The following is a 26,840-nucleotide window of genomic DNA, read 5'->3' as shown; positions in this document are numbered from 1 at the left end:
AGGGGGGACCCTGTGGGAGAGTAGGACGCCGCCGAACAATTATTGGCCTCGGCCCCTGGACCATTCGTCCGGGGGCCGAGGCATTTCTGCGTTCAAGACCCTTTTTGCGACGGGCGGTCTTGCGGAAACTGGTTTGTGGACCGGGGCCCCGGGCGCGGAGGATCGGCCGCATGAATCAGACACCTGTCGTACGTGCCGTTCGCGCCGACGAATGGGCCAGGGCCAAGGAGTTCCGGCTGGACGCTCTGCGGGATCCCGCCGCGCCGGTCGCCTTTCTCGATACGTACGAGGACGCCGTACAGCGTCCGGACTCCTTCTGGCGGGAGCGGACGGAGGGATCGGCGCGGGGCGCATCGGCGCGGCAGTTCGTGGCCGGACTGGCGGACGGGGGCTGGGCCGGTTCGGTGGTGGTGCTGGTCGAGCGGCGGGGTGCGACCGATGTGCTGGGCGGCCGGAGCGATCACGACCAGGCGCATATCGTCGGTGTGTACCTGCGGCCGGAGCACCGGGGCGCCGGGCTGCTCAAGGAGCTCTTCGACGCGGCCGTCGCGTGGGCGTGGTCGTTGGAGGAGCCGCGTGCCGAGCGAGTGCGGCTGTTCGTGGACGAGCGGAACGGGCGGGCGCGGGCCGCGTACCGCAAGCTCGGATTCGAGCCGACCGGGGAGACCCTGCCGGTGCGGAACGATCCCGCCGCGCGGGAGTTCGAGCTCGCGGTGCCACGACCGGGTGTCTGAAGCGGGTGAACGGGGTGGCTCAGGCGGGCAGTTCCTGGTGGGGCCAGCGGTCCGGCCAGCGGTCCCTGCCCTGTTCGCGTGAGCGCAGGAGGGCCAGCGCCGGCATTCCCTGCTCGTCCCCGTCCGCCAGCAGTTCGGGCAGCGCGGGCAGTGGTGCCACCGCCGCCACGTCGTCCAGCACCAGGGTCATTGGTGGGTCGAGCCGACCGGCGGATGACCGTACGGCCATGCGGCGGCCGTGCTCGACCACGCTTGAGGCGAGAGCGGTGAGCAGCGGCATCGCTCCCGGACGAGTGCGCGGATCTTCGATCGGCTCACCCACCACATAGAGCGTGCCCCCCTCGGCCGCGAAAGAATCCAGTGCGAGCGAGTCGGCGCGATTGGGTGTGCACGTCTCGCGGATGTGGATGGACGACAGGGACGTCAGGGCGCGGGTCGTCAACTGCTGGGCGATCTCCCGGCGTTCGGGGTGCGCGGTGAGTGCCGACTCCAGCAGGCCCGCGAGCCCGGATGCGGCCTTGGGGTGGATGCGCAGGAGCCGTACGGCGTCGTGGGCGTTGCCTCCCTGCGCCCAGCGGTGCACCTGCTTGAAGGGCCGTCCGTCGACCGCGGCGGCGTGCAGCCAGCAGCGCAGCAGGGTCTGCGCCGTGTCGGCCATGGCGGCGTCGAGCCGGGCCGGCGGGCGTACGGGGCCGAGCAGCGCGGCGGCACGCGCGGTGGCGGTGTCGGCGTCCTCGCAGCCGGTGGTGGGGGACCAGTGGAGGCGGGCCGGGGTGTCACAGAGGTGACCGGGGTCGTAGATGAGGACGGGGCCCAGTTTGGCGCGGGCGTCCTTGGTCTCGGACCAGACGGTGGGGTCGGAGGTGATGACGAGCGCGGGGCCCTCGGCGTCTTGGATGGCCTGCACGGCGGCGGGGCGGCGGGTGTGGGGGGCGCCGTAGCGGACGTGGGCGTACGGGGCGGTACGGGGGGCGGGGACCGGTACAGGGGCGGGTACGGGCGGGGCGGCGGGTTGGGCCTGCTCGACAGGCACGGGGGCGGGGGCCGGTGCCGGTTCCGGGGCCTGCTGCGCCGGGGGCTCCGGCGCGTACGCCTTCTCGGCCCGCTCCTCCCGCGACTCCCGCTCCTCCCGCGCCCGTTCGCGTTCCCGGAGCCGTACCGTACGCAGCGCGCGCCAGCGGGCCACCACGCCCAGCACGAACACCGCCAGCACCGTCGCCACCATCAGCTCGCCGATGAACAGGCCCCAGAACAGCCCGTATCCGGAGAGTTCGCCCGGCGGTGTGTCCGGCCACGCGGCCGGGAGGTCGTGCGGGGCCGAGACCAACTGCCGTACCGCCGACGGCGTCCGCATGAAGGTCACCGTGTCCGGCCACGAGCCGTGCGCGAAGAGCGCGGCGAGGCCTGTCGCCGTCCACACGAACAGCGTGATCCCGAGCAGGAATCCCAGCACGCCCAGGATCAGCCCATCCGGGATCCCGCGCTCCGGGGCCGCGCCGTTCGAACCATTGCCCGCAGCCATGCCCGTCACGCCACCGTGGACTCGGAGGACGCGTTCAACCGCTGCTGTTCCATGAGGATCGCGCGCTGTTCCGCCTCCCACTCGGCGGCCCGTACGTCGTCGGGCAGTCCGCCGCTCAGGGCGTCGGCGGCGTCCGAGGCGTTGGACGCCTGGCTGTTCTCCGTCATCGCGCGGTCGGTGAAGACCAGTGGTCGTTCGGCCTCGGTGACCAGGTGTTTGACGACCTGGACGTTGCCGTTGACGTCCCACACAGCGATACCGGGCGTGAGGCTTGGGATGATCTCGACCGCCCAGCGCGGCAGTCCGAGGACCTGACCGGTGGACCTCGCCTCGTCCGCCTTCTGCGCGTAGATCGTCCGGGTCGACGCCATCTTGAGGATGGCGGCGGCTTCCTTGGCCGCGGCGCCGTCCACCACGTCGGAGAGATGGTGGACGACCGCCACGAACGAAAGACCCAGCCGACGGCCGAACTTGAGGAGCCGCTGGAAGAGCTGTGCGACGAACGGGGAGTTGATGATGTGCCAGGCCTCCTCGACCAGGAAGATGCGCTTCTTCCGGTCGGGGCGGATCCAGGTGTGCTCCAGCCAGACGCCGACGATCGCCATCAGGATCGGCATCGCGATCGAGTTGCGGTCGATGTGCGAGAGGTCGAAGACGATGAGCGGCGAGTCCAGGTCGATGCCGACGGTCGTCGGCCCGTCGAACATGCCGCGCAGGTCGCCGTCGACGAGCCGGTCGAGGACGAGGGCGACGTCCAGGCCCCAGGCCCGTACATCGTCTATGTCGACGTTCATCGCCTCGGCCGACTCCGGCTCCGGGTGGCGCAGTTGCTCCACGATGTCCATCAGGACGGGCTGGCGCTCGACGATGGTGGCGTGGACGTAGGCGTGGGCGACCTTGAGCGCGAAGCCGGAGCGCTCGTCCAGACCGTGGCCCATGGCGACTTCGATGATGGTGCGGAGCAGGGCGAGCTGGCCGGTCGTGGTGATCGCCGGGTCGAGGGGGTTGAGCTTGATGCCGCCGTCGAGGGCCGCCATCGGGTCGAGCCGGATGGGGGTTATGCCGAGCTCCTGCGCGATGAGGTTCCACTCGCCGGCGCCGTCCTCGCCCTGGGCGTCGAGGACGACGACCTGGCGGTCGCGGAAGCGCAGCTGCCGCAGGACGTACGTCTTCTCCAGGGCCGACTTGCCGTTGCCGGACTCGCCGAGGACGAGCCAGTGCGGGGCGGGGAGTTGCTGGCCGTACAGCTGGAAGGGGTCGTAGATGTAGCCCTTGCCGCTGTAGACCTCCCGGCCGATGATGACGCCCGAGTCGCCGAGGCCGGGTGCGGCGGTCGGCAGATAGACGGCCTGTGCCTGGCCGGTGGACGTACGGACCGGGAGCCGGGTGGTCTCCACCTTCCCGAAGAGGAAGCTGGTGAAGGCGTCCGTGAAGGCGGACATGGGATCTCGCATCACAGGCCCCTATCAGCGGCGGTCGGCTTCTGAACAGTGGTCGTCGGGTGGCGGGCGGTGCTCATCGGCGGATGCCGGTGGCGAACGGCAGGGTGTTCACGAACGCCCGGTGGTGCTCGCGGTCGCACCACTCCAGCTTCAGATACGACTTGCCGGCGGACGCCCGGATCGTCCGCTTGTCCCTGGCCAGGGCCTCGGGCGAGCGGGACGACACCGTGATGTACCCGACAATGTTGACCCCCGCCGCGCCACTGGCGAGATCTTCACCCCGCTGGTCGAGCCGGCCGTGCGCCGCGATGTCGCGCGGGTCGACGGTGCGGTTCATCTTGGCCGCGCGGCTCGCGTCGGCCTCGTCGTTCGTCTTCTCCGTGAGCATCCGCTCGATGGCGACCTCGGTCGGCTCCAGGTCCATGCAGACCGCGACCGTACGGATCACGTCGGGTGTGTGGACGAGTAGCGGGGCGAGGAAGTTGACGCCGACCGGGGTCATCGGCCACTCCTTCACCCAGGCCGTGGAGTGGCACCAGGGCGCGCGGGTGGAGGACTCGCGGGTCTTGGCCTGGAGGTACGTGGGCTCCATGGCGTCCAGCTCGGCGGGCCAGGCGTTGCGCTTCGTCATGGCCTGGATGTGGTCTATGGGGTGGTCCGGGTCGTACATCGAGTGCACGAGCGAGGCCAGCCGGGCCTGCCCGAGCGGCTGGCGGACGCGGATGTCGGCCTCCGCGAGGCGGGCGCAGATGTCGGTGAGCTCGCGGGCCATGACGACGGCGAGGCCGGCGTCCTTGTCGAGCTTGCGGCCCCGGCCGCCCCTCCCGCCGCCCGCGGCCTGGCGGGTGGCGCGGGCCATGGCCTGGCCCTCGGAGGCCAGTTCGCGGGTGTAGTGCATGCAGGCGACGAGATAGGCGCGGTGCTGCTCGCTGGAGGTCGAGACCATGGACTGGAGCTGCTCGTACGACTCCTGGAGCCAGCCCGGGGACGCGGAGTCACCGCGCTGGGCGACGTCCTTGGCGTGCGCGTCGGGGTCGGCGGGGAGCGTACGGGCGAGCATCTGGAGGCGGGTGACGAAGCCGTCCCCGTTGGCGACGTGCTTGAGGAGCGTGCCGAACCGGTCGACGAGCGCTTCCTGGTCCTCGCTGTCGCGCAGGCCGACGCCGGGGCCCTCGATCTCGATGGCGGCGGTGACGGTGCGGCGGTCGGCGTGCAGCAGGACGGCGATCTCGTCGGGCCCGAAGGGTGCGGCCAGCCAGTTGATCCGCCCGATGCCGGGCGGGGGGCCGACCTCGACCTCGCGGCCGTCGGCCATGGTGCCGGACTCCATGGCGGCGGAGCGGTAGGTGGTGCCGTTGCGCAGGGTCCGTTTGAAACTGCGGTTGATCTCGAACCACTTGTAGACCGTGCGGTGCTTGTACGGGACGTACACCGCGGCCAGCGCGAGGAGCGGGAACCCGAGCAGTGTCACGATGCGCAGGGACAGGATGGGCACGACGAGGCCGCTCATCATGCCGAGGAACGCGCCGGCGATGATCAGCGCGATCTCGCCCGTCTCACGGTTCTTGCCGACGATCGCGTTCGGCCGCGCGCGGCCGATGAGATACGTACGGCGGGGCGCGACCGCATGGGACTGAGTCGTCAACGCCCTCCACCTCCTGTGCTGTTGTTACCGGTACCGCGGGTTCCGTGGTTGCTGCGGCTGCTGTGGGGGGTGCCGCTGGTGGGGCTGCTGGCGCGTGGGGCGGGGGCGGGCGAGGGGACGCTGCCGCCTCCGCCTCCCGAGGCTCCTGAGGAAGGGCGGCTGCTGTGGGCGGCGACGCCGCCGGAGACGGGGTTGGAGGGGCGGGCACCGCTGTTGCCGTCGTTGTTGCCGCCTCCGCCGCTGCGCCCGCTGTGGGTCTTGATGCCCTGGGAGACGACACCGGCGGGCGAACTGATCACGGCGGCGGCGCGGCCGCCGGAGGTGGACAGCTTGGCGTTGCTGCGGGCGCTCGCGATCTCGTCGCCGAAGCCGGGGACGAAGCGGTAGATCATGGCCGAGGCGAAGATCGCGAGGATGATGATGGCGAGCCCGGAGACGACGGCCGAGAAGGAGTCGGGCCCGTCGTCGGAGGTGAGCGCGCCGGCGAGGCCGAGGACGATGACGATGACGGGTTTCACCATGATGATGGCGATCATGAGCCCGGCCCAGCGCCGTACATGGCCCCACATGTTCTTGTCGACGAGGCCCGAGTAGACGACGACGCCGAGGAGGGCGCCGACGTAGAGCAGGATCGCCCGGATGAACAGCTCCAGATAGAGGATGCCGGCGGCGAGGATCGTGACGAGGGAGACGACGATCAGCATGATCGGCCCGCCGCCGATGTCGGTGTCCTTCTTCAGCGCTTCGGAGAACGTCCCGAAGAACACGTCGGTCTGCCCGCTGGTCCCGCTGGCGACGACGTCGGTGACGCCGTCGGTGGCGGAGACGAGGGTGTAGAGGATGAGCGGCGTGAAGGCGGAGGCGAGGACGGTGAGCCAGAGGAACCCGATGGCCTCGGAGATGGCGGTGGTCAGCGGGACGCCGCGGATGGCGCGCTTGGCGACGGCGAGGAGCCAGAGGATGAGGGTGAGGATGGTGGCGGCGGCGAAGACGACGGCGTACTGGGAGAGGAAGGCGGTGTTGGTGAAGTCGACCGTGGCGGTCTCCTTCACGGCTTTGGAGAGGGTGTCGACGGTCCACGAGGCGGCCTCGGCGCAGCCGCGGGCGAGGGCGGTGAGGGGGTCGACGATGTCGGTGGGGTCGTTGAGGGGTGGGGAGTTGCGGGAGGAGCTGCTCGCTTCGCCGTCCTCGCAGTACTCCTTGGCTGGGCCGATCAAGAGGTCGCAGGGGTTGTCGCTCGGGGACGGCGAGGGAGTGGGCGCCGCTGTCGCTCGCGCGGCGAACAGAAACAGCCCGGTCTGCACGGTTGCCAACGCGGTGACGACCGAGCGAATACGGACGCGGTAGCTACCTGGCATAGGTGAAGCCTCCGTACTCATCAACAGCCTTGCTGATCTCGTCGGCGGTGGAAGCGGCGATGTCACCCGGAACCGGGGCGGGACCGTCCTTCTGGGAGTCGGCGGTCACCCTCCAGTCATCGGCCGTCCACTGCAGGTCGAAGGTCCAGGTCTTCCACGTCGTGTTGACCGGGTCGGTGGAGTCCGGGCCGGACATACCGATGAGACCCGTGTACCAGACGGACACCTTCGCGGTGTCGCCGGCGAAACTCTCCACCTTGGTGCCCACCGGGACCGTTCGGGAGACGAAGGTGCTGTCGGCGGGAGCATTCCCCTTGGCGTCGAGACCGAGTTTGGCCAGGAACTCCGGAGAGTAGGCCTCGTCCTGCGGCCCCTTCAGTTTCGCGGCAGCGGCGGGCGTGTAGATGGTGTCGACGATCCTGTGCCTGCTGTCGCTGTTGAACATGCCGTCAGAGCCGAGGGCTACCGCGTAGTTGGAGGCCGCGCTCTCCGCCCCCTGCTCGTCCTTCGCGAACCCCGAAGGAATCCCCCCGTTCTTCCCCGTCACCGGCTTCACCCCCGACGCCGCCGTCGGGTCCGTGCCCGGCGCGTTGTCGGCGCCGCCCTTGCCCGACGCGTCCGTGTCGTCGCCGCCACCGCGGTTCGCGAACGCGATAGCCGCGATCAGCAGCACCACCACGCCCACCATCGCGATCAGTGAGCGTGAACTCCGTTGGGGGCGGCGGGCGCCCCCGTATCCGTCGCCGGCCCCGCCGTCCGGCAGGCGCGTGCGCGTCTGGCCCATGCCGCCGAAGCCGTCGTCCGCCGGCCGGCCGGGGTCGTTCCCGTGGCCGTGCTGGCCGTGCTCGTCGCCGAAGCTCATGCCGCGTCCGCCCCCTCGACCGGTTCGACCGGTTCGACCGTGTGCAGTGCCGCTTGCGGTACCGCGTGGCACGACGGGCACGACGGTAGCCGCACTGGTTTCCGCGCGGACGCGGTGTGGTGACTCGACATCAGGGAGACGCAACCTCGGCGGATGGGCGCGACGGACGGATGGTGAGGGGACGGATGGTGTCGATTCGGATGATGTTGAGGGTGGGCCGGGCGGACCCGGCGTGGATCGGACCGAAGTGACGCTAAACAGCCATCCCGTACACAATCGTGAAGACCGTCCCGAGGGACCCGATGATGAAGACGCCGGTCAGTCCGGCGACGATCAGGCCCTTGCCCTGCTCCGCGCTGAAGGTGTCCCGCAGCGCGGTCGCGCCGATACGCTGCTTGGCCGCACCCCAGATCGCGATGGCGAGACAGAGCAGGATGGCGATGGCCATCACCACCTCGACAATGATGCGCGCTTCCGTGCCCAGGTTCCCGAAGGGCCCCCAGCTCGGAGCGATACCACCGATGATGGTGTTGATGTCGCCCTTCTCGGCGTCCACGTCCATGCAACTCACCGCCCCTGTTGGGTTGTTAAGTGACCGCGCCCCGGCGGCACGGATCGCCTTCTATCTTCGCTGATGGAACCGGCCTCGTATGCCGACTTGGCGGGTCTCTTTACCCGATCCCCGCACGTTTGACCGATCCGACCGCCCTGACCTGCGTCGTGAACCGGAGTATGCGAGTACGCGTACGGTCACTCTGTGTATCACGGAGAGTGACTCCGGGCAATGATTGGCGTTGTGCACTCTTGCGCCCGCCGCGGTTTTGCGTCCGTGCGCCATCCGTGCGCCAGTCGCGGGCGGAGACAGGCCCACCGTACGGGTGAACCTGCCCGGGACGCCGCGACGTTGCCGGGCGCGGCCGATGCCAACGGGGAACGGGGCTTCGGTCCTTCCGCGGCGGCTCCGTCCGTTCTTCCGCCTCCTTTCCGTGCGGCGTCCGTCCGGTCCCGGGTTGGGACAGTGCCACCCGACATCCCGGACAACAGAGGACAGGGGCGGGTGGCATGACTGGCCATACGGGCGGATTGCGGGCGCTGGCCGACGAGGCGGGCGCGGGGCCGGAGGTCTCGGGCGCGGGGCCGGGGGAGCGGCTGTCGCACAGCGACGGGCCGTGGACGCGGGCGGCGGGCGGGGCGGAGGTGATGCGTACACAGCTGGCCTGTCTGAAGGCGGAGTTCGAAACGGCGCACGAGGGCGTGGCGGGCGGCGGGGAAGGGCTGAGCGTCGTCGGGGTGCTGGCGACCGTACGTACGTCATGGGAACGGCGCATCGAGGCAGCGCGCGACGAGTGCGGAAGCCTGGCGGGGCCGTTGCGGGCGGTGGCCAGGACGCAGGGTGAGCACGACACCGCGATCGGGTCGGGAATCGCCGCGGTTGACGCGGCAGTCGACGCGGGGGTCGCGCGGTGAGCGGTGGCGGGCTCACGTGGGAGCGGTTACGGGATGTGAGATGCGCCGAGCTGGAGGGTGCGGCGGACGGCTGGGGCAGGGCGAGCAACCGCGCGGACGCGGCACGTGACCGGATCGACAAGCAGCTGCTCGCGGGGCTGACCGCGGCTCAGGAGGGCGAGGCGGCGCGGGCGGCGGTGGGGCGGTTGCGGGCGCTGGGGCGGAACTTGTCGTACATCTACACGGAGTGCGGGCTGGTCCGTACGACGCTGAACAGCCTCGCCCAGGACCTCCGCGGCCCGCAGCGGCAGCTTCGGGACGCGCTGGAGGAGGCGGGCGGCCTGGGGCTCACGGTGCAGGTGGACGGGTCGGTGAGTTATCCGGCGGCGGGGGAGGATCCGTTCACGAAGGAGAAGCTGCGGGGCGGTACGGCGTCGGGCCACGCGTATCTGCGGTCGGGTCCGCCGGCCGGGCTCACGAGCCCGAACCCGCTCGCGGCGAAGGCGCAGGGTATCGCTGACCGGATCGCCCGTGCGCTGAGCGGGGCGGCGGAGATCGACGCGCGGTACACGGAGACGCTGCGGAAGCTGACCGCGCGGGACGGCCTGAAGGTCACGGCCGCGATGTGGGCGGACGCGAGCGGGGACGCGGCGGCGGTGCGCGCGCTGACGGCGGACTACCTCAGGGCGGCGATCCCCCACGAGGCGACGGCGGCGGAACGCCTGGCCTGGTGGCGGGGCCTGACGGCGGAACAGCGGGAGGAGTACCTGGCGGTCCACCCGGACCTGATCGGCAACCTGGACGGCATCCCGGCCACGGTCCGCGACGCGGCGAACCGCGACAACTTGGCGCTTCTGATGGGGAAGCTGGAGGGGGCGGAGGACGACAGGTCGCGGACGATGCTGGCGGGCCTGAGATCCATCGACGGGCAGTTGCGGGCGGGAGGTCATCCGCCGATGTTTCTGCTGGGTATCGGGGACGAGGGGAATGGGCGGGCGATCGTGTCGTACGGGAATCCGGATACGGCGAGGAATGTGTCGGCGTATGTGCCGGGGCTGGGGACGGGGTTGGACGAGAGTTTCGCGGAGGACGATTTGAAGCGGGCGAGGGATACGTGGATGGGTGCGCAGGAGTACGACGCGTCCACGGCGTCGATCGTGTGGCTCGGATATAACGCGCCGCAGCTTTCGCTGGACGACATCCCGGGGAATTCGGACGTGATGTTCACGGACCGGGCGGAGGCGGGAGCGTCGGCGTACGGCGGCTTCATGGCGGGAATCGCGGCGACGAACGAGAATGAGAACCCGCATGTGACGGCGGTGGGCCACTCGTACGGTTCCCTGACGGTGGGCCAGGCCGCGCAGAGGGAAGGGGGTATTCCGGGCGTGGACGACATTGTGCTGGTGGGCAGCCCGGGAACGGGCGCGGATTCCGCGGACGAGCTGGGGGTGGGCAGAGGCCATGTCTACGTCGGCGCGGCGGAGAACGACCCGGTGACGCGAGCACCGGCGAAGGCGGAGGCGCAGGGCATGGGGATGGGCGCGCTGGGGGGAGCGTCGGCGGGGGCGGTGCTGGGAGGGCCGGTGGGGGCGGCGGTCGGCGGGGCGGGGGGTGCGGCGGCGGCGTATTTCGCGCAGGACGCGCAGACGAGGGAGAGCGAGATCTGGTTCGGCACGGATCCGGCGCACGAGGATTTCGGGGCGAGGAGATTCAGGGTGGATGACGGGCCGAGTTTGGTTGTGGGTGGGGTGCAGGCGCATTCCAACTATTTCAATCCCGGAAAGGACGTCACGTCCGCGGACAATATCGCCAGGATCGTTGTCGGGGACTACCGATACGTTCAGATGGACAGGCACAGGAGGGGATGAGATTGCGACGCGCCCTGGGACTTGCATTGGCTTGCGTCACAATGGTCGGATGCGCGGCACCCGACGGATCCGGAGCGGATGGGGAGCGGGTTTTGAACATGCAGGAGGCAGCGGACCGTGCGGATTCCATTCTTGAGGGCACCTTTCGCGCGATTCGGCCCGAGGTCAGGTGGACGCACGGTGAGACAACCGCAGGGAGCTGCGACTTGTCGCGGCGTCGGGCTGTGATGACGATTATTTCCGAGCAGCGACGTGGCGGATTCCTCGGAGTTGTCGAGCGATCCTGGCGGAAGAGCGGCTACGAGATCACCTCCGTCAACAGCAGCCCCAAGTTCCCCGCCATCTACGGCAGATCCCCCGACGGATTCGGGATCAGACTCAGCATCGGAGGAGAGGGCCAGGCCTTCTTCGAGGTCGCTACTCCATGCGTGGAGAAATCAGCCGTCGCGGACCCCACGGCTGAGACCAACGGCCCCAACTACGCCGGCGGCCCTATTCCTCGTCCCGACGCCCACGACGACTTCTGGTCTGCGGCCACACCCACCCCCCGCACCTGAGCCGCAGTCAGCTCCCCATGCCCCCCGCCCCGCCCCTGTGGCACAGTCGTTCCCGTGGATGCCCTCAGAGCCCAGGACCCCGCGCGCATCGGTGACTACGTGCTGCTCGCGCGGCTCGGGGCGGGTGGGATGGGGCAGGTGTATCTCGGGCGGTCGCCCGGGGGGCGGCTCGTGGCCGTCAAGGTCGTGCGGGAGGAGATCACCGAGCATCCCGAGGCTCTCGCCCGGTTCCGGCGGGAGGCGGAGACCGTTCGCGCCGTGCGCAGCGCGTACACCGCGAACCTGATCGACGCCGGGCTGGACGCCGCCCCGTACTGGATCGCCACCGAGTACGTCACCGGCCCCACCCTCGCCCGCGCCGTGCACGAGCGGGGGCCGTTTCCCGCCGAGACCTGTCGGCGGCTGATCGCCGCCATGGCCGAGGGGCTGGCCAGCGTCCACGCGTACGGCGTCACGCACCGCGATCTGAAGCCGCAGAACGTTCTCCTGGCCGCCCAGGGGCCCCAGTTGATCGACTTCGGCATCGCCCGCGGGGCCGGGCAGACCGCCCTCACACAGGACGGCCAGGCGCCCGGTACGCCCGGCTACACCGCGCCCGAGGTGCTCGCGCGCAACGAGGTGGGCGATGCCGCCGACATCTTCGCTCTCGGCGCGACCGTCGCCTACGCGGCCACGGGGCGCGCGCCGTTCGGGGTCGGGGACGGCGCCGCCGTGAGTTACCGCGCCGTTCACGGGGAGATCGACGTCGCCGGGGTCGAGCCCGCTCTCGCCGCGCTCATCCGTGAGTGCGTCGCCAAGGATCCCGCCCGCCGGCCCGATCCGGCGGAGCTCATCCGGCGGTGCGCCGTGGACACGGCCCTCGTGGACGATCCCGCCTACCAGCCGCTGGTCGCCATGGCCGACGTGGTGCCGGACACGCCCCAGCGCCCCCAGCACGCGACGCCGCCGGCGATACACCACCTCCCGACCCAGGGACCCCCGCCGTCAGTCCCGACACGCTCCTCCCGGCGCGGTACCCCCTGGCTCGTCGCCACCGCTGTCGGCGCCGTCGTCGGGGTCTCCGTCGCCACGGCCGTGTGGCTCCTCCCGGGAGCCGGGGGCGACGGCGGAAAGAGCGGCGGTGCCGCCCCGAGCGGCGGTGCCTCCAAGAAGCCCGCCGGCGACGCCACTCCCGACGGCCCTCCCCAGTACATCCAGGACATCGGCACCTCCCGGCACGCCTGGAACGGTCTCAGGGACAGCTGCAACCTTCCCGGCGAGGAGGAGCCGCCGCTCCAGTTCCAGTACTCCGTCACCACCCCCGAGACCGACTTCACCGGTGAACTCCCTCCCGGCAAGGTGGAGATCGGCTACCGGCTCAAGTACGAGGAGCCGAACCTTCCCCCGTACTACCTCGCCGTCGAGATCAAGCCTCCCCACCGGCTCGACGCCGACGGCCGCCCCGGCACCTCGGACCAGAACAGCGACCGGTTCGGCTTCGTGAGCAAGGCCGCCGATCTGTACGAGGGCGACGAGACCGAGTGGACGTTCCTCACCTACCCCGACGACTTCTCCTTCCGCGCCGACGGCAAGGTCCGGCCCGCGCTGCCGCTCTCCGACGACCCCGGCGAGTGGACCGTCGTCTACCACCACGCCACCTCGGACAAGGCCCACAAGAGCGTCCTGTGCACCGGATTCATGTCCACCGAGTCCGTGTCCGAATAGAACCGACACGACAGACGGAAAAATGGCGGTGAACGTGTCCTGGATGGGGGAGGGTTGAGGGGTGCGGAAATTCTGGATCGGCGGTGCGATCGGGCTCGGGCTGAGCCTGAGCTTTGTCGTGCTGCTCGTCGTCGGGACGTTCTCCGCGGCCGCGGGGCTCGGCGGCGCCGGAGGTGGTGGGGCGGTCGCCCTGGCCAAGGGGGCCGTGCCCGCGAAGTACCAGCGGCTGGTACAGGACTGGGGCAACCTCTGCCCGGCGATCAATCCCGCGCTGCTCGCCGCGCAGCTCTACCAGGAAAGCGGCTGGGACCCCGACATCGTGAGCCCGGCGAAGGCCCAGGGCATAGCGCAGTTCATCCCGGGGACCTGGGCGGCGCACGGGGTCGACGGGGACAAGGACGGCGACCGCGACGTCTGGGACCCCGAGGACGCGATTCCGTCGGCGGCGACGTACGACTGCAAGCTCGCCGGGTACGTCGTCGACGTGCCGGGCGACCAGACCAAGAACATGCTCGCGGCCTACAACGCGGGTGCGTACGCGGTCATCAAGTACGGGGGCGTCCCGCCGTATCCCGAGACGCAGAACTACGTGAAGGTCATCACCACCCTCGAACAGAGCTTCGCCCGCCCCGTCGGCCGCGTAGAACCCTCCCGCCAGGCCGCCGGTGCCATCTACTACGCGCAGAAGAAGCTCGGGACCAAGTATCTGTGGGGCGGGAACGGGACGCCCGAGCAGCAGGGGCGGTTTGACTGTTCCGGGCTTACTCAGGCTGCCTATCGGTCCGTCGGGATCGAGCTGCCCCGGGTCGCCAACGATCAGTACAACGCCGGCGAGCATCCCTCGCGCGATCAGCTCATGCCCGGCGATCTCGTGTTCTTCTCCGACGACCTCACCAATTCGCGGGCCATCCGGCACGTGGGCATCTATGTCGGTGGCGGGTACATGATCAACGCTCCGTACACCGGCGCCGTGATCCGGTTCGACAAAATCGACACTCCTGACTACTTCGGGGCGACCAGGGTCACCGAAGACGGCGCGAAATCGCTGCCGACCGATCTGCCCACCGGGCGGAAGTCCGATACGTGAAACGGCTGACGGGGCGTCGGTCCGACGGGTCGTAAGATGGGCCGCGAGTTGACATCCGGAAGGGTGGACTCAGGCCCGTCACGGGGCGCGCATGGCCGGAATTCTTCGTTCGTTCACCGCTCTGAGCTGCGACGATGTGTCACTCTTCGATAACGTCCTGGAGATCGTCCGGTGAAGTCTGGAACCTGGTGGGGTATCAGGCCGTTCCCTGGACTGGGGCTGTGGCGTTGATCGCGCAGCGCTGACCGCATGCACCACGGGGGTTGGTGGAAGCGACACGCCCGCAGGTGTGTCGTGGTGGGCAACAAGGCAAGGGGCCGCAGCACATGGCTGGACTCGCTATCGATGGGTCGAACCCCGACGTCAGCCTGCTCTACGACATCAACGGTCTGGCCGGGTCGGCCCCCGACTGGTTCGACCGCGGTGCGGAGTTCGCCGGCAAGTACGGGATCGTGACCGCGCTCGTCCTCGTCGGGCTCTGGTGCTGGTGGAGTGTGCGGCGGCAGCGGGCGGCCGAGGATTCGGTGGCCGCCGTCGCCGGGCTGCTGTGGGCGCCGCTCGCCGCCGGTGTCGCGCTGCTGGTCAACATCCCGATCCGGGAGTTCGTCGGGCGCGAACGTCCCTACGTCGACCACCCGGGGCTCGATGTCCTCGTGCCCCTCCGGACCGACTTCTCCTTCGTCAGCGACCACGCCACGATGGCCATGGCCCTGGCCACCGGCATCTTCGTCGCGCACCGCGGGTTCGGGCTCGCCGCGATCGGGCTCGCGCTGGTCGAGGGCTTCAGCTGGGTCTACATGGGCGCGCACTACCCGACCGACGTCATCGGCGGACTCGCCCTCGGTACGGCCGTGGTGCTGCTCCTTGCGCCGCTCGCCATGGCGCTCCTCACCCCCCTGGTGTCGGCGGTCTGCCGGTCGGGGCGGGCGGGGCTGCTCGTACGGTCGCGGGCCGCGCGGGACGCCGACCGGGCCGAGGCCGCCGAGGCGCCGGGGACCCGGCCGCTCGGCATCCCCGAGCAGCGGCCCGACGACAACAACCTCGCCGCGTAGGTCCTGTCCGGGCGGGTCTCAGAGGGCCTGGGGAAAGTCGAACAGGCGGCCGGGGTCGTACCGTTCCTTCAGCTTCTTCAGCCGTCCCGCCGCCGGGCCGTAGTACGCGGTGCGCCAGTCGGTCAGCGAGGGGTCGGTGTAGTTCTGGTACGCCGCGCCCGAGGCGTGTCCGCGCAGCGCGCCCTGGCCGGTTCTCAGCCACGCGCGCTGCGCGGTGCCGGATGTGCCGGGGCGCCAGGACGCCACGTACTGCGCGAGCATCCGGGAGCGGCGGTGTACGAAGGCCGTCGCCAGGGGGGCCACCCGGTTGATCGCGCCGCCGAGCGCCGTCAGCGTGATGGTGCCCGACCCCGCGCCGTCGGCGGCCGTGATCCGGCTGAAGTCCCGTACCGCCGACAGCAGGGCGTCGATGCCCGCCGGCGGGAGCGACCGGTCGAAGAAGTCCGAGGTCGCGGCGTACGTCTCCCGTCGCAGCGCGCCGTTCGTCCTGCGGCCGGGCGTTGTGCCGGGCAGCCGGCACTGGTCCTCGCCGAGTCCGGCGCATCCGGCGTACGCGCGCATCGCCTCCTCGTAGGTGCCCGGACGCAGCGAGACGAAGCTCGCCGATGAGCCCGCGCGGTCGGCGAGCCGGTCGGCGGCGTTCTTGAGGTCGGCCTCGCTGCCGAGGGTGAAGGCGGACACCGCGACCGTCGGGTCCGCGCCACCGCCCGCGCCGCCGCCCGCGCCCACCGCGACATGGAACGACGACCAGATCTCGTCCGGCTGGTCGGGGCCCCACTCCTGCCATGCCGCCAGCACCGAACGGGCCTTTGACCACGGCCAGTTGAAGTTCGCCGCGACCCCGGTGGTGGCGGGGTGGGTACGGAAGCGGAGCTCGGTGACAACACCGAAGTTGCCGTTGCCCGCACCCCGCAGGGCCCAGAAGAGGTCCTGGTTCTGCTCGGCGTCCGCGATCAGGCGCCTGCCGTCGGCCGTCACGACCGTCGCGGAGGTGAGGCTGTCGCACGTCAGACCGTACGCGCGGGAGACCACGCCATGGCCGCCGCCCAGCGTGAGACCGGAGATGCCGACGGTGGCGCAGGAACCGCCCGGGATCGTGAGGCCCTTCCGGGCGAGCGCCCCGTAGACCCCGGCGAGCTTCGCGCCCGCGCCGATCACCCCGTCCGACGCGGCGTCGCCGAGACCGTCGAGGGAGGAGACGTCGATGACGAGCCGGCCGTTGCCGCTGGACCAACCGGCATAGGAATGGCCGCCGTTGCGGATCGAGACGGGTGTGCCGTACCTCCGGGCGAAGCCCAGGCACTCCCTGATGTCGTCCTCGCCGGCGACGTACGCGACGGCTGCGGGCTTCAGGCCGTCGAAGCGGGTGTTGTAGAGCTGACGGGCCGTCGCGTACTCGCCGTCTCCCGGCCGTACGAGCCGTCCCGCCAGCCCCGAGGCGAGTGCGGCCCAGGCCGGGGAGGAGGAGGTACGCGCCGACGGGGGCCGGTTCGCCGAGGCGCCCGGCGAGCCCTTTCCGTCGGCCCCGCCTGCCCCGCCCGCGCCGTCCTCCCCGCCGCCGCCCGTGCAGGCGCTCACCGCGCCTGCCGTGGTCATGGCCAGCGCGGTGGCCAGCAGTGTGCGCCGTTCCATCGGGCGCCTCCCCGTGTCGGTCCGGTCAGTGTCCCGCCTGATGGGACGCGGCGTCCGTTCTCGCCCGGTCGCGGGAGCGCCGGGCCGGTCCCGACCAGCCGCATGTGCAGCGGGCGGTTAAGAACGAGCCTCGTTCGAAGGTCGATGTGAAGTGGCGTTCGTGGGGGGAGGCGGGCGGATCCGACCTCTCATGGTCGCGCACCTTCACACCGTACTCGCGCGCGCGTCCCTGGCCACGCGGTGGTGCGTGACGACGCGCGCGGGGCGTCGTTATGGGGACAGGGCGGCTCTCGGACGGACAGCACGAGCAACGGCGAGCGACGGCGGACAACTGCAAGCAACGGTAGGGCGTTGGGGGTTGGCAGGCGATGGTGCAGCAGCACAGACGCAAGGGCGTGGCGGTCGTCGCCGCTGCCGTGACGGTGGTGGGAGTCGTGGCGGGGAGCGCCGGCTGTTCCGGGAGTGAGGGCGTCATGGCCGCCGACGACCGGCCCGTCGGTGACCCGGCCGCCGTCCTCAGATCCGCCGACGTGCTGGTCGACGCGGGCAGTTCCAAGGCCCGGACCTCACTGGTGATGGCGACGGGCGGGACGCGCGTGACCATCAGGGGCGAGGGGCGGTACGACTTCCGTAAACGGATGGGGCAGCTCTCGGTCGTGCTGCCCACGGACCCCGCGGGCGCCGAGGAACACCGGCCCATCTCCGAACTGCTCGCCCCGGCCGCCCTCTACATGAAGAACCGGGGCGCCGGAGTGCCCGACGACAAGTGGGTCATGCTCGACTCCACGACCCTCGACGACGGCAATCTGGTCACCGGCGGCGCCACCGATCCGCTGACCGCCGCCGAACTGCTGCGTGCCGCCAAGGGCGTGGCCTACGTCGGTCAGCAGGAGCTGGCCGGGGTCCGGGTGTCGCACTACCGGGGCGTCACCGACATCGGGCGGGCCGCGAAGCGGGCGGCGCCGTACGCGCGCGACGCGCTGGCCGCGGCGGCACGGGGCTTCGCCGAGGACGTCGTGCCTTTCGATGCCTATCTGGACGACGCGGGGCGGCTACGCAAGGTCAGGCACCAGTTCAGCTACCAGAATCAAGGGCGTACGGTCGCTGTCGCGTCCACCACACTCCTGTACGAGTTCGGGGTGTCCTTCGGGGTGCGACTCCCCCCGAAGGACCAGATCTTCACCGGGAAGATCAAGCTGTAAATGGTCCGGACGTGCCATGCGCGTCACGTCTCACCCTCCTTACCCTAGGAAGTCGGCAGTCGACACCGCCAGGAAGACGACACCGGCAGGAAGTGGTGAACGCACGTGGCTCTGTCGCGCACTCCGACCGTCCAGGACCACGTGGCCCTCGCCGAGATCGAACTCTGCGGAGAGCTGATGATCGCGGCGTCGGCCGCGGACGGCGAGCGGCTCAGTCCGGACCGTATCGACGAAGTGCTGAAGGTGGGCGTGGAGCGCGCCGAGAGATCAGCGTGCTGCTGAGCCCACTGAACGCACCGACCGTACCGAACGCACCCGACGCGCTGAGCCCGCTGAGCTGCTGAGTACGTTCGGAGTCCGCCCGGTCCCTGCCCCCGTCCCTGCCCCGGTCCGTCAGCCCGTCAGGTACGCAGCAGCCGCGCGATCGCCTTCGTGGCCTCCTGCACCTTTTCGTCGATCTCGTCGCCGCCCTTGACCGCCGCGTCCGCGACGCAGTGCCGCAGGTGCTCCTCCAGCAGCTGGAGCGCGAAGGACTGGAGGGCTTTCGTGGAGGCCGAGACCTGGGTGAGTATGTCGATGCAGTAGACGTCCTCGTCCACGAGCCGCTGGAGACCGCGGATCTGGCCCTCGATCCGGCGGAGCCGCTTGAGGTGCTCGTCCTTCTGTTTGTGGTAGCCGTGCACACCGCGGTCGTGGTCGGTGACGATCTCGTCGCCGACCGCCGTGGCCGTGGTTCCCGTCGCGGTCGTGCCGGAGGTCGCGTCGTTGGTCGCCGCGCCGGCCGCCTCGGTGGTCGTCATCGCGTCCTCCTGGTTGGTGTTCGAGGTAAATGTCCGAAAGGGAGAAAATACCCCAGGTAGGTATATGGTACCCAGTCGCGCACGAAGGGGCAGGGGCACGTCATGATCGTCGTGTCCTATGCAGCACACTGAAGAACACCGGTTAGCCGTGGCCGGATGATGCGCTTAGCATCACCCTGACCGAATTCCATGTAACCCGAGGATCCCCCGTGCGCTTTCGTCTGACCCCCAGGGAGACGAGCTTCTACGACATGTTCGCCGCGTCCGCGGACAACATCGTCACGGGCTCCAAGCTCCTCATGGAACTGCTCGGAGCGGATTCGTCCGCCAGAGCCGAGATCGCGGAGCGGATGCGGGCGGCCGAGCACGCCGGGGACGATGCCACGCACGCGATCTTCCACCAGCTGAACTCCTCGTTCATCACGCCGTTCGACCGCGAGGACATCTACAACCTCGCCTCGTCCCTCGATGACATCATGGACTTCATGGAGGAGGCCGTCGACCTGGTCGTCCTCTATCAGGTCGAGGAGCTGCCCAAGGGCGTCGAGCAGCAGATCGAGGTGCTGGCGCGGGCGGCGGAGCTGACCGCCGAGGCCATGCCGCATCTGCGGACGATGGACAACCTCACCGAGTACTGGATCGAGGTCAACCGCCTGGAGAACCAGGCCGACCAGATCCACCGCAAGCTGCTCGCCCAGCTCTTCAACGGCAAGTACGACGCCATGGAGGTGCTGAAGCTCAAGCAGATCGTGGATGTGCTGGAGGAGGCCGCCGACGCGTTCGAGCACGTCGCGAACACGGTGGAGACGATCGCGGTCAAGGAGTCCTGAACCACGTGGACACCTTCGCCCTGGTCGTGACCATCGCTGTCGCGCTCGGCTTCACCTACACCAACGGCTTCCACGACTCCGCGAACGCCATCGCGACATCGGTGTCAACGCGTGCTCTGACCCCGCGCGCGGCGCTCGCGATGGCCGCGGTGATGAATCTCGCAGGGGCGTTTCTCGGCCAGGGCGTCGCCAAGACCGTCAGCGAAGGGCTGATCGAGACCCCGCACGGGCAGCGAGGGATGGGGATCCTCTTCGCCGCGCTGGTCGGGGCGATCGTCTGGAACCTGATCACCTGGTACTACGGTCTGCCGTCCTCCTCGTCCCACGCGCTCTTCGGCGGCCTGGTGGGCGCGGCGCTCGCGGGCGGGACCGACGTGATCTGGACCGGGGTGCTGGAGAAGATCGTCATCCCGATGTTCCTGTCGCCGATCGTCGGTCTGCTCATCGGCTATCTGGTGATGGTCGGCATCATGTGGATGTTCCGGCACGCCAATCCGCACAAGGCCAAGCGCGGGTTCCGGATAGCGCAGACCGTCTCGGCGGCCGGGATGGCGCTGGGCCACGGTCTCCAGGACGCGCAGAAGACGATGGGCATCGTGGTGATGGCGCTGGTCATCGCCGATGTCGAGGGGCAGGGCGACGAGATCCCGGTCTGGGTGAAGATCGCCTGTGCGGTGATGCTCTCGCTCGGTACGTACGCGGGCGGCTGGCGCATCATGCGGACGCTGGGCCGCAAGATCATCGAGCTGGATCCGCCGCAGGGGTTCGCCGCGGAGACGACGGGGGCGTCGATCATGTTCGGCTCCGCCTTCATCTTCCACGCACCGATCTCGACGACGCACGTGATCACCTCGGCGATCATGGGCGTCGGTGCGACGAAGCGGGTGAACGCGGTGCGGTGGGGTGTCGCGAAGAACATCGTCATGGGCTGGTTCATCACGATGCCGGCGGCGGCGCTCGTCGCCGCGCTGAGCTTCTGGATAGTGAACCTGGCCTTCGGCTGAGCGCCGATGGCCGATGGCTGGGTGGGCCCCAGGGCCGTGACCCCGTGACCCCGTAACCCCGTAACCCCGTAACCCCCGGAGCCATACCCCGTACCCCGTGGAACATGAGTGGGCCCGCCCCCTGGGAGAGAGGGCGGGCCCTTCGCCTTGCGGTGGCACCGCCATGCAGCACCGCAGGACGGCTTTCCTGCCGGGGCCTATCCGAAGCGGCCGGAGATGTAGTCCTCCGTGGCCTGCACGGACGGGTTGGCGAAGATGCGCTCCGTCTCGTCGATCTCGATGAGCTTGCCGGGCTGGCCGACGGCGGACAGGTTGAAGAACGCCGTACGGTCCGAGACCCGCGCCGCCTGCTGCATGTTGTGCGTCACGATGACGATCGTGAAGCGCTCCTTGAGCTCACCGATCAGGTCCTCGATCGCGAGCGTCGAGATCGGGTCGAGCGCCGAGCACGGCTCGTCCATCAGCAGTACGTCCGGCTCGACCGCGATGGCGCGGGCGATGCACAGGCGCTGCTGCTGACCGCCGGAGAGGCCGGAGCCGGGCTTGTTGAGGCGGTCCTTGACCTCGTTCCAGAGGTTGGCGCCCTTGAGGGACTTCTCGACGATGTTCCCGAGCTCGCTCTTGCGGTACTTGCCGTTGAGTTTGAGGCCCGCCGCGACGTTGTCGAAGATCGACATGGTCGGGAACGGGTTGGGCCGCTGGAAGACCATGCCGACCGTGCGGCGCACGGCGACCGGGTCGACATTGGCGCCGTACAGGTTCTCGTCGTCCAGGAGCACCTTGCCCTCGACGCGGCCACCGGGCGTGACCTCGTGCATACGGTTGAGGGTGCGGAGGAACGTGGACTTGCCGCAGCCGGACGGGCCGATGAAGGCCGTCACGGAGCGGGGCTCGACGGTCATGGAGATGTCGTCGATCGCCCGGTGGGTGCCGTAGTACGCGGTCAGGCCGCTGACGTCGATTCGCTTGGCCATCTGAATCACTGCTTTCTGCGTGACCCCGCTCGGCGGAGCCGGATTTCGGGGCCTCAGCGGCCGGTCTTGGGGGCCTTCCAGCGGGCGATGCCGCGGGCCACCAGGTTGAGGAGCATGACGAAGGCGATCAGTACGAGCGCCGCTCCCCAGGCGCGCGCGTGCGAGGCGTCGGTGCCGACCGCGTACTGCTCGTACACATACAGCGGCAGTGACGACTGGGCGCCGTCGAACGGGTTCGAGTTGATCAGCTTCGTACCGAACACGAGCAGCAGCACGGGCGCGGTCTCGCCGGTGATACGGGCCACCGCGAGCATCACGCCGGTGGTGATGCCACCGATCGCCGTCGGCAGGACCACCTTGAGGATGGTGCGCCACTGCGGCACACCCAGTGCCAACGACGCCTCACGGAGCTCGTTCGGAACGAGCTTAAGCATCTCCTCGGTCGAGCGCACGATCACCGGCATCATCAGGATCGAGAGCGCCAGGGCGCCGGCGAAGCCGGAGAAGCCGAAGTCGAGGATCACGATCCACAGGCTGAGGACGAACAGACCGGCGACGATCGAGGGGATACCGGTCATCACGTCCACGAAGAAGGTGACCGCGCGGGAGAGCCTGCCCTGCCCGTACTCCACGAGGTAGACGGCGGTCAGCAGACCGATCGGCGTGGCGATCACCGAGGCGATCGCGACCTGCTCGATGGTGCCGAGCAGCGCGTGGTAGATGCCGCCGCCCTCGTCCGTGTCGAGGAGTCCGCTCATCGAGTGGGACAGGAAGTACCCGTCGACGACCGATGAGCCCTTGCTGACGGTTGTCCAGGCCAGCGACAGCAGCGGCACGACGGCCAGGAGGAAACAGACCCAGACGAGGCTGGTCGCGACCTGGTTCTTGCCCTGGCGGGGGCCTTCCACCTTGGCGGTGATGAAGTACGTGCCGGCGATGAAGATCAGCACGGCCAGCAGGCCCCACTGGATCTTGCTGTCGAGACCGCCCACCACACCGATCAGGCAGCCGAGCACCGCGGAGCCGGCGGCGATGGCCGGCGGGGCCCAGCGGGGCATGCGCGCGCCGGAGAGCGAGCCTTGGGGGTCGTCGGCGACCGCGGGCCGCTTGTCCTGAAGCGTGTGGCTCATGCGTTGGCCCCCGAGTACTCCTTGCGGCGGGCGATGATCATGCGGGCCGCGCCGTTGACCAGCAGTGTGATGATGAAGAGGACCAGGCCGGAGGCGATGAGGGCGTCGCGGCCGAACTCGTTCGCCTCGTTGAACTTGGCGGCGATGTTCTGCGCGAAGGTGCCGCCGCCCGCGTCGAGGATGTGCAGGGAGAGCAGGAAGTTCGGCGAGAGGACGACGGCGACGGCCATCGTCTCGCCGAGCGCGCGCCCGAGGCCCAGCATCGAGGCGCTGATGATGCCGGAGCGGCCGAACGGGATGACCGACATCCTGATGACTTCCCAGCGCGTGGCACCGAGGGCCAGAGCGGCTTCCTCGTGCATCTTCGGCGACTGGAGGAAGACCTCGCGTATGACGTTGGTGATGATCGGGAGGATCATGATCGCCAGCAGGATGCCCACGGTGAACAGGTTGCGGGCGATTCCCTCGCTCGTCTTCTCGAAGATGTACGTCCAGCCGAAGTACTCGTTGAGCCACTTGTTGAGGCCGTCGAGGTACGGGACGAGGAAGACGGCGCCCCAGAGGCCGTAGATGATGCTCGGCACGGCCGCCAGCAGGTCGACCAGGTAGGCGATCGGGGAGGCGAGCCGGCGGGGCGCGAAGTGCGAGATGAAGAGCGCGATGCCGATGGCGATCGGGACGGCGATCACCATGGCGATGATCGAGCTGACGATGGTGCCGAACGTGAGGACGGCGATACCGAAGACCGGCTGCTCGCCCTGCGGGTTCCACTCGAAGGTGGTGAGGAAGTTCCCCTCGTCCTCCGCGATCGCGAGCGCGGCGCGATAGCTGAGGAACGCGGCGATGGCGGCCATGATGACCAGCAGGGTGATACCGGAACCCCGGGACAGACCCAGGAAGATCCGGTCGCCGAGCTGTTTCGGCGCCTTGGGCGCGCCCTTGTCGAGAGTGGGGGGTGGTGGTGCGTCGTTGGGTGCGGCTTCTGTTTCCATCTGGGTTTTTTCTCCGGTCTGCGGAGCCGGGTCGCGGCTCCTGGCGGCGGTGCACCGGAAGACGTGGCCGGCCCCTCTTGTTCAGAGGGACCGGCCACGTCCGGGGGTCAGGACAGGGTGGGGACGATCTCGCGGACCTTGGCCGTGATCTCGGTCGGGAGCGGGGCGTAGCCGGCCTCGCTCAGGACCTTCTGGCCCTCTTCGCTGACGGTGTAGTTGAGGAACGCCTTGACGCTGGGCAGGGTCTCGGCCTTGTTGCCCTTGTCACAGGCGATCTCGTACGTCACCAGGATGATCGGGTAGGCACCCTCGGCCTTGGTGGCGTAGTCCAGCTCCAGGGCCAGGTCGCTGCCCGTGCCCTTGACCTTGGCGGCGGCGATGGCCTTGGAGGCGTTCTCCGTGGTGGCCTCGACCGGCGCGCCGGCGCCCGTGTCCACCTTGACGGTGGTCAGGTTGCTGGCGGTCGCGTAGGAGAGCTCGAAGTAGCCGATGGCACCTTCGGTGTCCTTGACGCTGGACGCGACGCCGGAGGAGCCGCTGGCGGCCTGGCCGCCCTTGGCCTCCCACGACTTCGAGCTGTCGTCGTACTTCCAGTCGGCCGGGGCCGCGGCCTTGAGGTACTTGTTCAGGTTCTGCGTGGTGCCCGACTCGTCCGAGCGGTGGAAGGCCTGGATCGCGGTGCTCGGGAGCTTGGCGTCCGGGTTGAGGTCGGCGATCGCCTTGTCGTCCCACTTCTTGATCTTCGAGTCGAAGATCTGGGCGAGGGTCGGGGCGTCCAGGACGAGGCTGTCGACACCGGGCACGTTGAAGCCGATGGCGACGGGGCCGCCGACCATCGGGAGGTTGATGCCCTTGCCGCCCTTGCAGACTTCCTCGGAGGCGGTGACTTCCTCGGGCTTCAGGGCGGAGTCGGAGCCCGCGAAGGCGACCTGGCCCTGAGTGAACTTGGTGATACCGCCGCCGGAACCGATCGGCTGGTAGTTGATCTCGACGCCGGCGCAGGCCTGCTGGAAGTTCTTGACCCAGAGGTCCATCGCGTTCTTCTGGGCACTCGATCCGGCGGCAAGGATCTGGCCCTTGGCGTCGTCACACTTGATGCTGGACGCCGCCGCGGTCGTGTCGCCGCCGTCGGATTCCTTCGTGTTGTCGTCCGAGCCGCACGCCGAGAGAACCAGGGCGCCGGAGACGGCGAGGGCACCGAGCGCGGTGGCGCGCAGCCGGTTCTTGCGCTGAAGCTTCACTTCGGGTGTTCCTTCCAGAAGCCGCCTGTGTGCGGTTGTTCGCACTTCTACGGCGGCGTGCGTCGAGTTGGTGGGTCCGGCGGTGTGCCGGTCACCGTGTAAGGCCGAAATTAGGCAGATCAGGTGAAGTGGCTGACGGATGGGAGTGAACGGGAGGTGAACCGTGACGGACAGCCTGGTGCGGCTCCGGCCCTGATCGCGGCCCGACACGGCGTGGCGGCGGAGAATGTGCGCCCGATGCTGTCGGGGGTCGCGAACCGGACATATCGCCTGGGGCCGGATCTCGTGCTGCGGGTCCCGCGTACGGAGGAATTCGCCGCGGACCTGCTTAAGGAGGCGGCGGTGATTCCCGTCGCGCGGGCGGCCGGTGTGCGTACGCCGGCGCTCGTCGCCTTCGACGACAGTCGTACGGTCGTGGACGTGCCGTACATGGTGCTGGAGCGGGCTCCGGGTGTCGACCTGGCGAGCCTCGGCGGTGGCGCCGGCGGGGTGGAGAGTGACGCGTCGCGTGAGGTGAGGGGCGTCTTCCGGGACGTGGGGCGGGACCTGGCCCGGCTGCACCGGGTGACGCCCGCGGGCGCGGGGGAGCCGGCCCGTGTTCCGGTGGAGTACGACCCCGATGCCGGGGCCCCGCACCGGCTGGTCGAGGGCCTGCTGGCGGACGGCATGCTCGACGCGGAGGCCGCGCGCTGGCTGAGTGGCTGGTTCGGCCGTCTTGCCGAGCGGATCCCCGACGGGGTGTCACATGTCCTCGTACACGGCGACATCGCCCCGCAGAACCTGCTGGTGGCCCCGGGACCTCCCGGGCCGCTCACGCTCACGGGGATCGTCGACTGGGGCGACGCGATGTGGGCGGACCCGGCGGTCGAGTTCGCCAAGACACCGCTCTCGGGCGTCCCGGCGATGCTCGACGGCTACCGCGAGGGTGTGGCGGGCGAGGGCGGTGCGGCGGGCGAGGGTGAGTACGCCTTCGAGGCCCGCGTCCTGCGCTACCACCTCACCTGGGCGCTCGCCCGCCTGAGGAACCCCGCGCCGGTCCAGGGTGAGCGCCATTGGACGGCGCCCCCTGCCGCACGGCTGCTCGGCATCCTGCGCTTCTTCGCCTCCTCGCCGCCCGCGCCCTGGGCGGCTCTCGGCTAGCCGGCCGGCCTCGCCCGTATCACCCGCCCCGTGCGGCTCGTGGTGGGGGTGATTACATCCATTTTCCAACTCCCTGCTATGGAACGCCGGTTGGGCGGCGCCCACACTCGGAAGTGCCGGTGGCCGGCTCGTATTCGCGAGGGGTGTGCGGGCAGGGAGAGAGGGAGTGGGATGGGAGTCAGGCACGAGGAAGCACGGCTCCGGGTGTGGATCGTCAGCTGCGTACTCGGGGTGGCGATCCTGACCGTTTTCGGCACGTTCGTCTTCGGGGGCGCGGGGTGGATCACCGCACCGTTCCGGGGCGCGGCCGAGGAGCGGGAGGACACCGTCGGGTCGGGCGCCTTCCGGCAGTCGAGCTACCAGGAGTTCTTCGACCTGTGCGAGGCCGCGCAGAACGCCGAGGGTTCGATCGAGGCGCTCCAGGAGGAGCGGGACGCCGCTTCGGTCGCCCGCAGAGGCCAGATCGACCAGTCCATCACGGCCCTGAAGGCGACGCGGACCGAGTCGATCAACGAGTACAACTCGAAGGCCGCCCAGGAGCACCGCGCCCCCTTCCGCGACAAGGACCTGCCGTACCGCCTGAACGCCGGGGCCGACAAGACGACGTGCGCCAACTGA

General features: G+C 69.7%; 25 protein-coding genes. 13 read left to right on the top strand and 12 right to left on the bottom strand.

Annotated elements, in window-relative coordinates:
- Positions 1–170: 170 nt before the first annotated feature.
- On the top strand, positions 171–734 hold the full coding sequence (locus tag ACFWV8_RS31865; protein ID WP_384212027.1) for a GNAT family N-acetyltransferase: 564 nt from the start codon (positions 171–173) through the stop codon (positions 732–734).
- Positions 735–753: 19 nt separating this feature from the next.
- Here the strand turns inward: ACFWV8_RS31865 and ACFWV8_RS31860 are convergent, their stop codons facing one another.
- The 6 genes from ACFWV8_RS31860 to ACFWV8_RS31835 form a co-directional block, all read right to left on the bottom strand.
- Positions 754–2,256 (bottom strand): type VI secretion protein, encoded by a 1,503-nt coding sequence (locus ACFWV8_RS31860; protein WP_384212024.1) that lies wholly within the window; start codon positions 2,254–2,256, stop codon positions 754–756.
- A gap of 5 nt (positions 2,257–2,261) precedes the next feature.
- Positions 2,262–3,710 (bottom strand): ATP-binding protein, encoded by a 1,449-nt coding sequence (locus ACFWV8_RS31855; RefSeq protein ID WP_189110611.1) that lies wholly within the window; start codon positions 3,708–3,710, stop codon positions 2,262–2,264.
- A 61-nt stretch (positions 3,711–3,771) separates the two neighbouring features.
- Positions 3,772–5,343 carry an SCO6880 family protein gene (locus ACFWV8_RS31850; protein ID WP_384212020.1) on the bottom strand — a complete coding sequence of 524 codons (1,572 nt, stop codon included), beginning with the start codon at positions 5,341–5,343 and terminating at the stop codon, positions 3,772–3,774.
- Positions 5,340–6,701, bottom strand: coding sequence for a hypothetical protein (locus ACFWV8_RS31845; protein WP_384212014.1), 1,362 nt, complete (start codon positions 6,699–6,701; stop codon positions 5,340–5,342). The genes ACFWV8_RS31850 and ACFWV8_RS31845 overlap by 4 nt, the downstream gene beginning before the upstream one ends.
- Positions 6,691–7,563, bottom strand: coding sequence for a hypothetical protein (locus ACFWV8_RS31840; protein ID WP_384212009.1), 873 nt, complete (start codon positions 7,561–7,563; stop codon positions 6,691–6,693). The genes ACFWV8_RS31845 and ACFWV8_RS31840 overlap by 11 nt, the downstream gene beginning before the upstream one ends.
- A gap of 253 nt (positions 7,564–7,816) precedes the next feature.
- Complete coding sequence (locus ACFWV8_RS31835; protein ID WP_329385727.1) at positions 7,817–8,125, bottom strand: hypothetical protein; 309 nt, start codon at positions 8,123–8,125, stop codon at positions 7,817–7,819.
- Positions 8,126–8,625: 500 nt separating this feature from the next.
- Between ACFWV8_RS31835 and ACFWV8_RS31830 the strand changes: the two genes are divergently transcribed.
- The 6 genes from ACFWV8_RS31830 (at position 8,626) to ACFWV8_RS31805 (ending at position 15,277) form a co-directional block, all read left to right on the top strand.
- The gene (locus ACFWV8_RS31830; protein ID WP_384212003.1) at positions 8,626–9,030 is read left to right on the top strand and encodes a hypothetical protein; all 405 of its coding nucleotides are present in this window, start codon (positions 8,626–8,628) and stop codon (positions 9,028–9,030) included.
- A 35-nt stretch (positions 9,031–9,065) separates the two neighbouring features.
- Entirely contained in the window at positions 9,066–10,877 is a 1,812-nt protein-coding gene (locus tag ACFWV8_RS31825; RefSeq protein ID WP_384211995.1) for an alpha/beta hydrolase, read from the top strand.
- A gap of 227 nt (positions 10,878–11,104) precedes the next feature.
- Positions 11,105–11,434 carry a hypothetical protein gene (locus ACFWV8_RS31820; protein ID WP_384211991.1) on the top strand — a complete coding sequence of 110 codons (330 nt, stop codon included), beginning with the start codon at positions 11,105–11,107 and terminating at the stop codon, positions 11,432–11,434.
- A gap of 54 nt (positions 11,435–11,488) precedes the next feature.
- The gene (locus tag ACFWV8_RS31815) at positions 11,489–13,138 is read left to right on the top strand and encodes a serine/threonine-protein kinase (protein ID WP_384211987.1); all 1,650 of its coding nucleotides are present in this window, start codon (positions 11,489–11,491) and stop codon (positions 13,136–13,138) included.
- 76 nt (positions 13,139–13,214) lie between these two features.
- Positions 13,215–14,225 (top strand): NlpC/P60 family protein, encoded by a 1,011-nt coding sequence (locus ACFWV8_RS31810; RefSeq protein ID WP_384212029.1) that lies wholly within the window; start codon positions 13,215–13,217, stop codon positions 14,223–14,225.
- 326 nt (positions 14,226–14,551) lie between these two features.
- Positions 14,552–15,277, top strand: a complete 726-nt coding sequence (locus tag ACFWV8_RS31805) for a phosphatase PAP2 family protein (RefSeq protein WP_384211985.1) — start codon at positions 14,552–14,554, stop codon at positions 15,275–15,277.
- Between the two features lie 18 nt (positions 15,278–15,295).
- On the opposite strand, the gene ACFWV8_RS31800 is transcribed toward ACFWV8_RS31805, so the two are convergent.
- Positions 15,296–16,909, bottom strand: a complete 1,614-nt coding sequence (locus ACFWV8_RS31800; RefSeq protein WP_384211982.1) for an FAD-binding oxidoreductase — start codon at positions 16,907–16,909, stop codon at positions 15,296–15,298.
- Between the two features lie 368 nt (positions 16,910–17,277).
- On the opposite strand from ACFWV8_RS31800, the gene ACFWV8_RS31795 reads away from it, so the two are divergent.
- Together ACFWV8_RS31795 and ACFWV8_RS31790 are read left to right on the top strand one after the other, a co-directional pair.
- Positions 17,278–18,111: a hypothetical protein gene (locus tag ACFWV8_RS31795; RefSeq protein WP_384211978.1), complete on the top strand. Its 834-nt coding sequence runs from the start codon at positions 17,278–17,280 to the stop codon at positions 18,109–18,111.
- Positions 18,112–18,216: 105 nt separating this feature from the next.
- Positions 18,217–18,393: a hypothetical protein gene (locus ACFWV8_RS31790; protein ID WP_384211975.1), complete on the top strand. Its 177-nt coding sequence runs from the start codon at positions 18,217–18,219 to the stop codon at positions 18,391–18,393.
- A 119-nt stretch (positions 18,394–18,512) separates the two neighbouring features.
- On the opposite strand, the gene ACFWV8_RS31785 is transcribed toward ACFWV8_RS31790, so the two are convergent.
- Complete coding sequence (locus tag ACFWV8_RS31785; RefSeq protein WP_384211972.1) at positions 18,513–18,911, bottom strand: metal-sensitive transcriptional regulator; 399 nt, start codon at positions 18,909–18,911, stop codon at positions 18,513–18,515.
- A gap of 209 nt (positions 18,912–19,120) precedes the next feature.
- Here ACFWV8_RS31785 and ACFWV8_RS31780 point away from each other — a divergent pair, with 209 nt between their 5' ends.
- Positions 19,121–19,741 carry a DUF47 domain-containing protein gene (locus ACFWV8_RS31780; RefSeq protein ID WP_052582416.1) on the top strand — a complete coding sequence of 207 codons (621 nt, stop codon included), beginning with the start codon at positions 19,121–19,123 and terminating at the stop codon, positions 19,739–19,741.
- 5 nt (positions 19,742–19,746) lie between these two features.
- Entirely contained in the window at positions 19,747–20,745 is a 999-nt protein-coding gene (locus ACFWV8_RS31775) for an anion permease (RefSeq protein WP_384211969.1), read from the top strand.
- Between the two features lie 197 nt (positions 20,746–20,942).
- On the opposite strand, the gene pstB is transcribed toward ACFWV8_RS31775, so the two are convergent.
- The 4 genes from pstB to pstS form a co-directional block, all read right to left on the bottom strand.
- Positions 20,943–21,719, bottom strand: coding sequence for a phosphate ABC transporter ATP-binding protein PstB (pstB, locus tag ACFWV8_RS31770; protein ID WP_384211966.1), 777 nt, complete (start codon positions 21,717–21,719; stop codon positions 20,943–20,945).
- Between the two features lie 53 nt (positions 21,720–21,772).
- The gene (pstA, locus tag ACFWV8_RS31765) at positions 21,773–22,849 is read right to left on the bottom strand and encodes a phosphate ABC transporter permease PstA (RefSeq protein WP_384211963.1); all 1,077 of its coding nucleotides are present in this window, start codon (positions 22,847–22,849) and stop codon (positions 21,773–21,775) included.
- Positions 22,846–23,841: a phosphate ABC transporter permease subunit PstC gene (pstC, locus tag ACFWV8_RS31760; RefSeq protein WP_329385765.1), complete on the bottom strand. Its 996-nt coding sequence runs from the start codon at positions 23,839–23,841 to the stop codon at positions 22,846–22,848. Before pstC ends, pstA begins: the two co-directional genes overlap by 4 nt.
- 107 nt (positions 23,842–23,948) lie before the next feature.
- On the bottom strand, positions 23,949–25,082 hold the full coding sequence (gene pstS / locus ACFWV8_RS31755; protein WP_384211960.1) for a phosphate ABC transporter substrate-binding protein PstS: 1,134 nt from the start codon (positions 25,080–25,082) through the stop codon (positions 23,949–23,951).
- A 237-nt stretch (positions 25,083–25,319) separates the two neighbouring features.
- Between pstS and ACFWV8_RS31750 the strand changes: the two genes are divergently transcribed.
- Both ACFWV8_RS31750 and ACFWV8_RS31745 read left to right on the top strand, forming a co-directional pair.
- The gene (locus ACFWV8_RS31750; protein WP_384211957.1) at positions 25,320–26,222 is read left to right on the top strand and encodes a phosphotransferase family protein; all 903 of its coding nucleotides are present in this window, start codon (positions 25,320–25,322) and stop codon (positions 26,220–26,222) included.
- Between the two features lie 171 nt (positions 26,223–26,393).
- Complete coding sequence (locus ACFWV8_RS31745) at positions 26,394–26,840, top strand: hypothetical protein (RefSeq protein WP_384211955.1); 447 nt, start codon at positions 26,394–26,396, stop codon at positions 26,838–26,840.

This window comes from Streptomyces sp. NPDC058665 (assembly GCF_042714995.1).
In the GTDB taxonomy this organism is placed as follows: Bacteria; Actinomycetota; Actinomycetes; order Streptomycetales; family Streptomycetaceae; genus Streptomyces.
The sequence above is the reverse complement of the archived record's forward strand: the minus strand, read 5'-3'. Positions and strand labels throughout refer to the sequence as shown.

What these genes read in the sequence shown, in the direction of transcription:
- ACFWV8_RS31865 (WP_384212027.1), top strand. Translation starts at nt 171, where the DNA reads ATGAATCAGACACCTGTCGTACGTGCCGTTCGCGCCGACGAATGGGCC.
- ACFWV8_RS31860 (WP_384212024.1), bottom strand. Translation starts at nt 2,256, where the DNA reads ATGGCTGCGGGCAATGGTTCGAACGGCGCGGCCCCGGAGCGCGGGATC.
- ACFWV8_RS31855 (WP_189110611.1), bottom strand. Translation starts at nt 3,710, where the DNA reads ATGCGAGATCCCATGTCCGCCTTCACGGACGCCTTCACCAGCTTCCTC.
- ACFWV8_RS31845 (WP_384212014.1), bottom strand. Translation starts at nt 6,701, where the DNA reads ATGCCAGGTAGCTACCGCGTCCGTATTCGCTCGGTCGTCACCGCGTTG.
- ACFWV8_RS31840 (WP_384212009.1), bottom strand. Translation starts at nt 7,563, where the DNA reads ATGAGCTTCGGCGACGAGCACGGCCAGCACGGCCACGGGAACGACCCC.
- ACFWV8_RS31835 (WP_329385727.1), bottom strand. Translation starts at nt 8,125, where the DNA reads ATGGACGTGGACGCCGAGAAGGGCGACATCAACACCATCATCGGTGGT.
- ACFWV8_RS31830 (WP_384212003.1), top strand. Translation starts at nt 8,626, where the DNA reads ATGACTGGCCATACGGGCGGATTGCGGGCGCTGGCCGACGAGGCGGGC.
- ACFWV8_RS31820 (WP_384211991.1), top strand. Translation starts at nt 11,105, where the DNA reads ATGACGATTATTTCCGAGCAGCGACGTGGCGGATTCCTCGGAGTTGTC.
- ACFWV8_RS31805 (WP_384211985.1), top strand. Translation starts at nt 14,552, where the DNA reads ATGGCTGGACTCGCTATCGATGGGTCGAACCCCGACGTCAGCCTGCTC.
- ACFWV8_RS31800 (WP_384211982.1), bottom strand. Translation starts at nt 16,909, where the DNA reads ATGGAACGGCGCACACTGCTGGCCACCGCGCTGGCCATGACCACGGCA.
- ACFWV8_RS31795 (WP_384211978.1), top strand. Translation starts at nt 17,278, where the DNA reads ATGGTGCAGCAGCACAGACGCAAGGGCGTGGCGGTCGTCGCCGCTGCC.
- ACFWV8_RS31785 (WP_384211972.1), bottom strand. Translation starts at nt 18,911, where the DNA reads ATGACGACCACCGAGGCGGCCGGCGCGGCGACCAACGACGCGACCTCC.
- pstB (WP_384211966.1), bottom strand. Translation starts at nt 21,719, where the DNA reads ATGGCCAAGCGAATCGACGTCAGCGGCCTGACCGCGTACTACGGCACC.
- pstA (WP_384211963.1), bottom strand. Translation starts at nt 22,849, where the DNA reads ATGAGCCACACGCTTCAGGACAAGCGGCCCGCGGTCGCCGACGACCCC.
- pstC (WP_329385765.1), bottom strand. Translation starts at nt 23,841, where the DNA reads ATGGAAACAGAAGCCGCACCCAACGACGCACCACCACCCCCCACTCTC.
- ACFWV8_RS31750 (WP_384211957.1), top strand. Translation starts at nt 25,320, where the DNA reads ATGCTGTCGGGGGTCGCGAACCGGACATATCGCCTGGGGCCGGATCTC.
- ACFWV8_RS31745 (WP_384211955.1), top strand. Translation starts at nt 26,394, where the DNA reads ATGGGAGTCAGGCACGAGGAAGCACGGCTCCGGGTGTGGATCGTCAGC.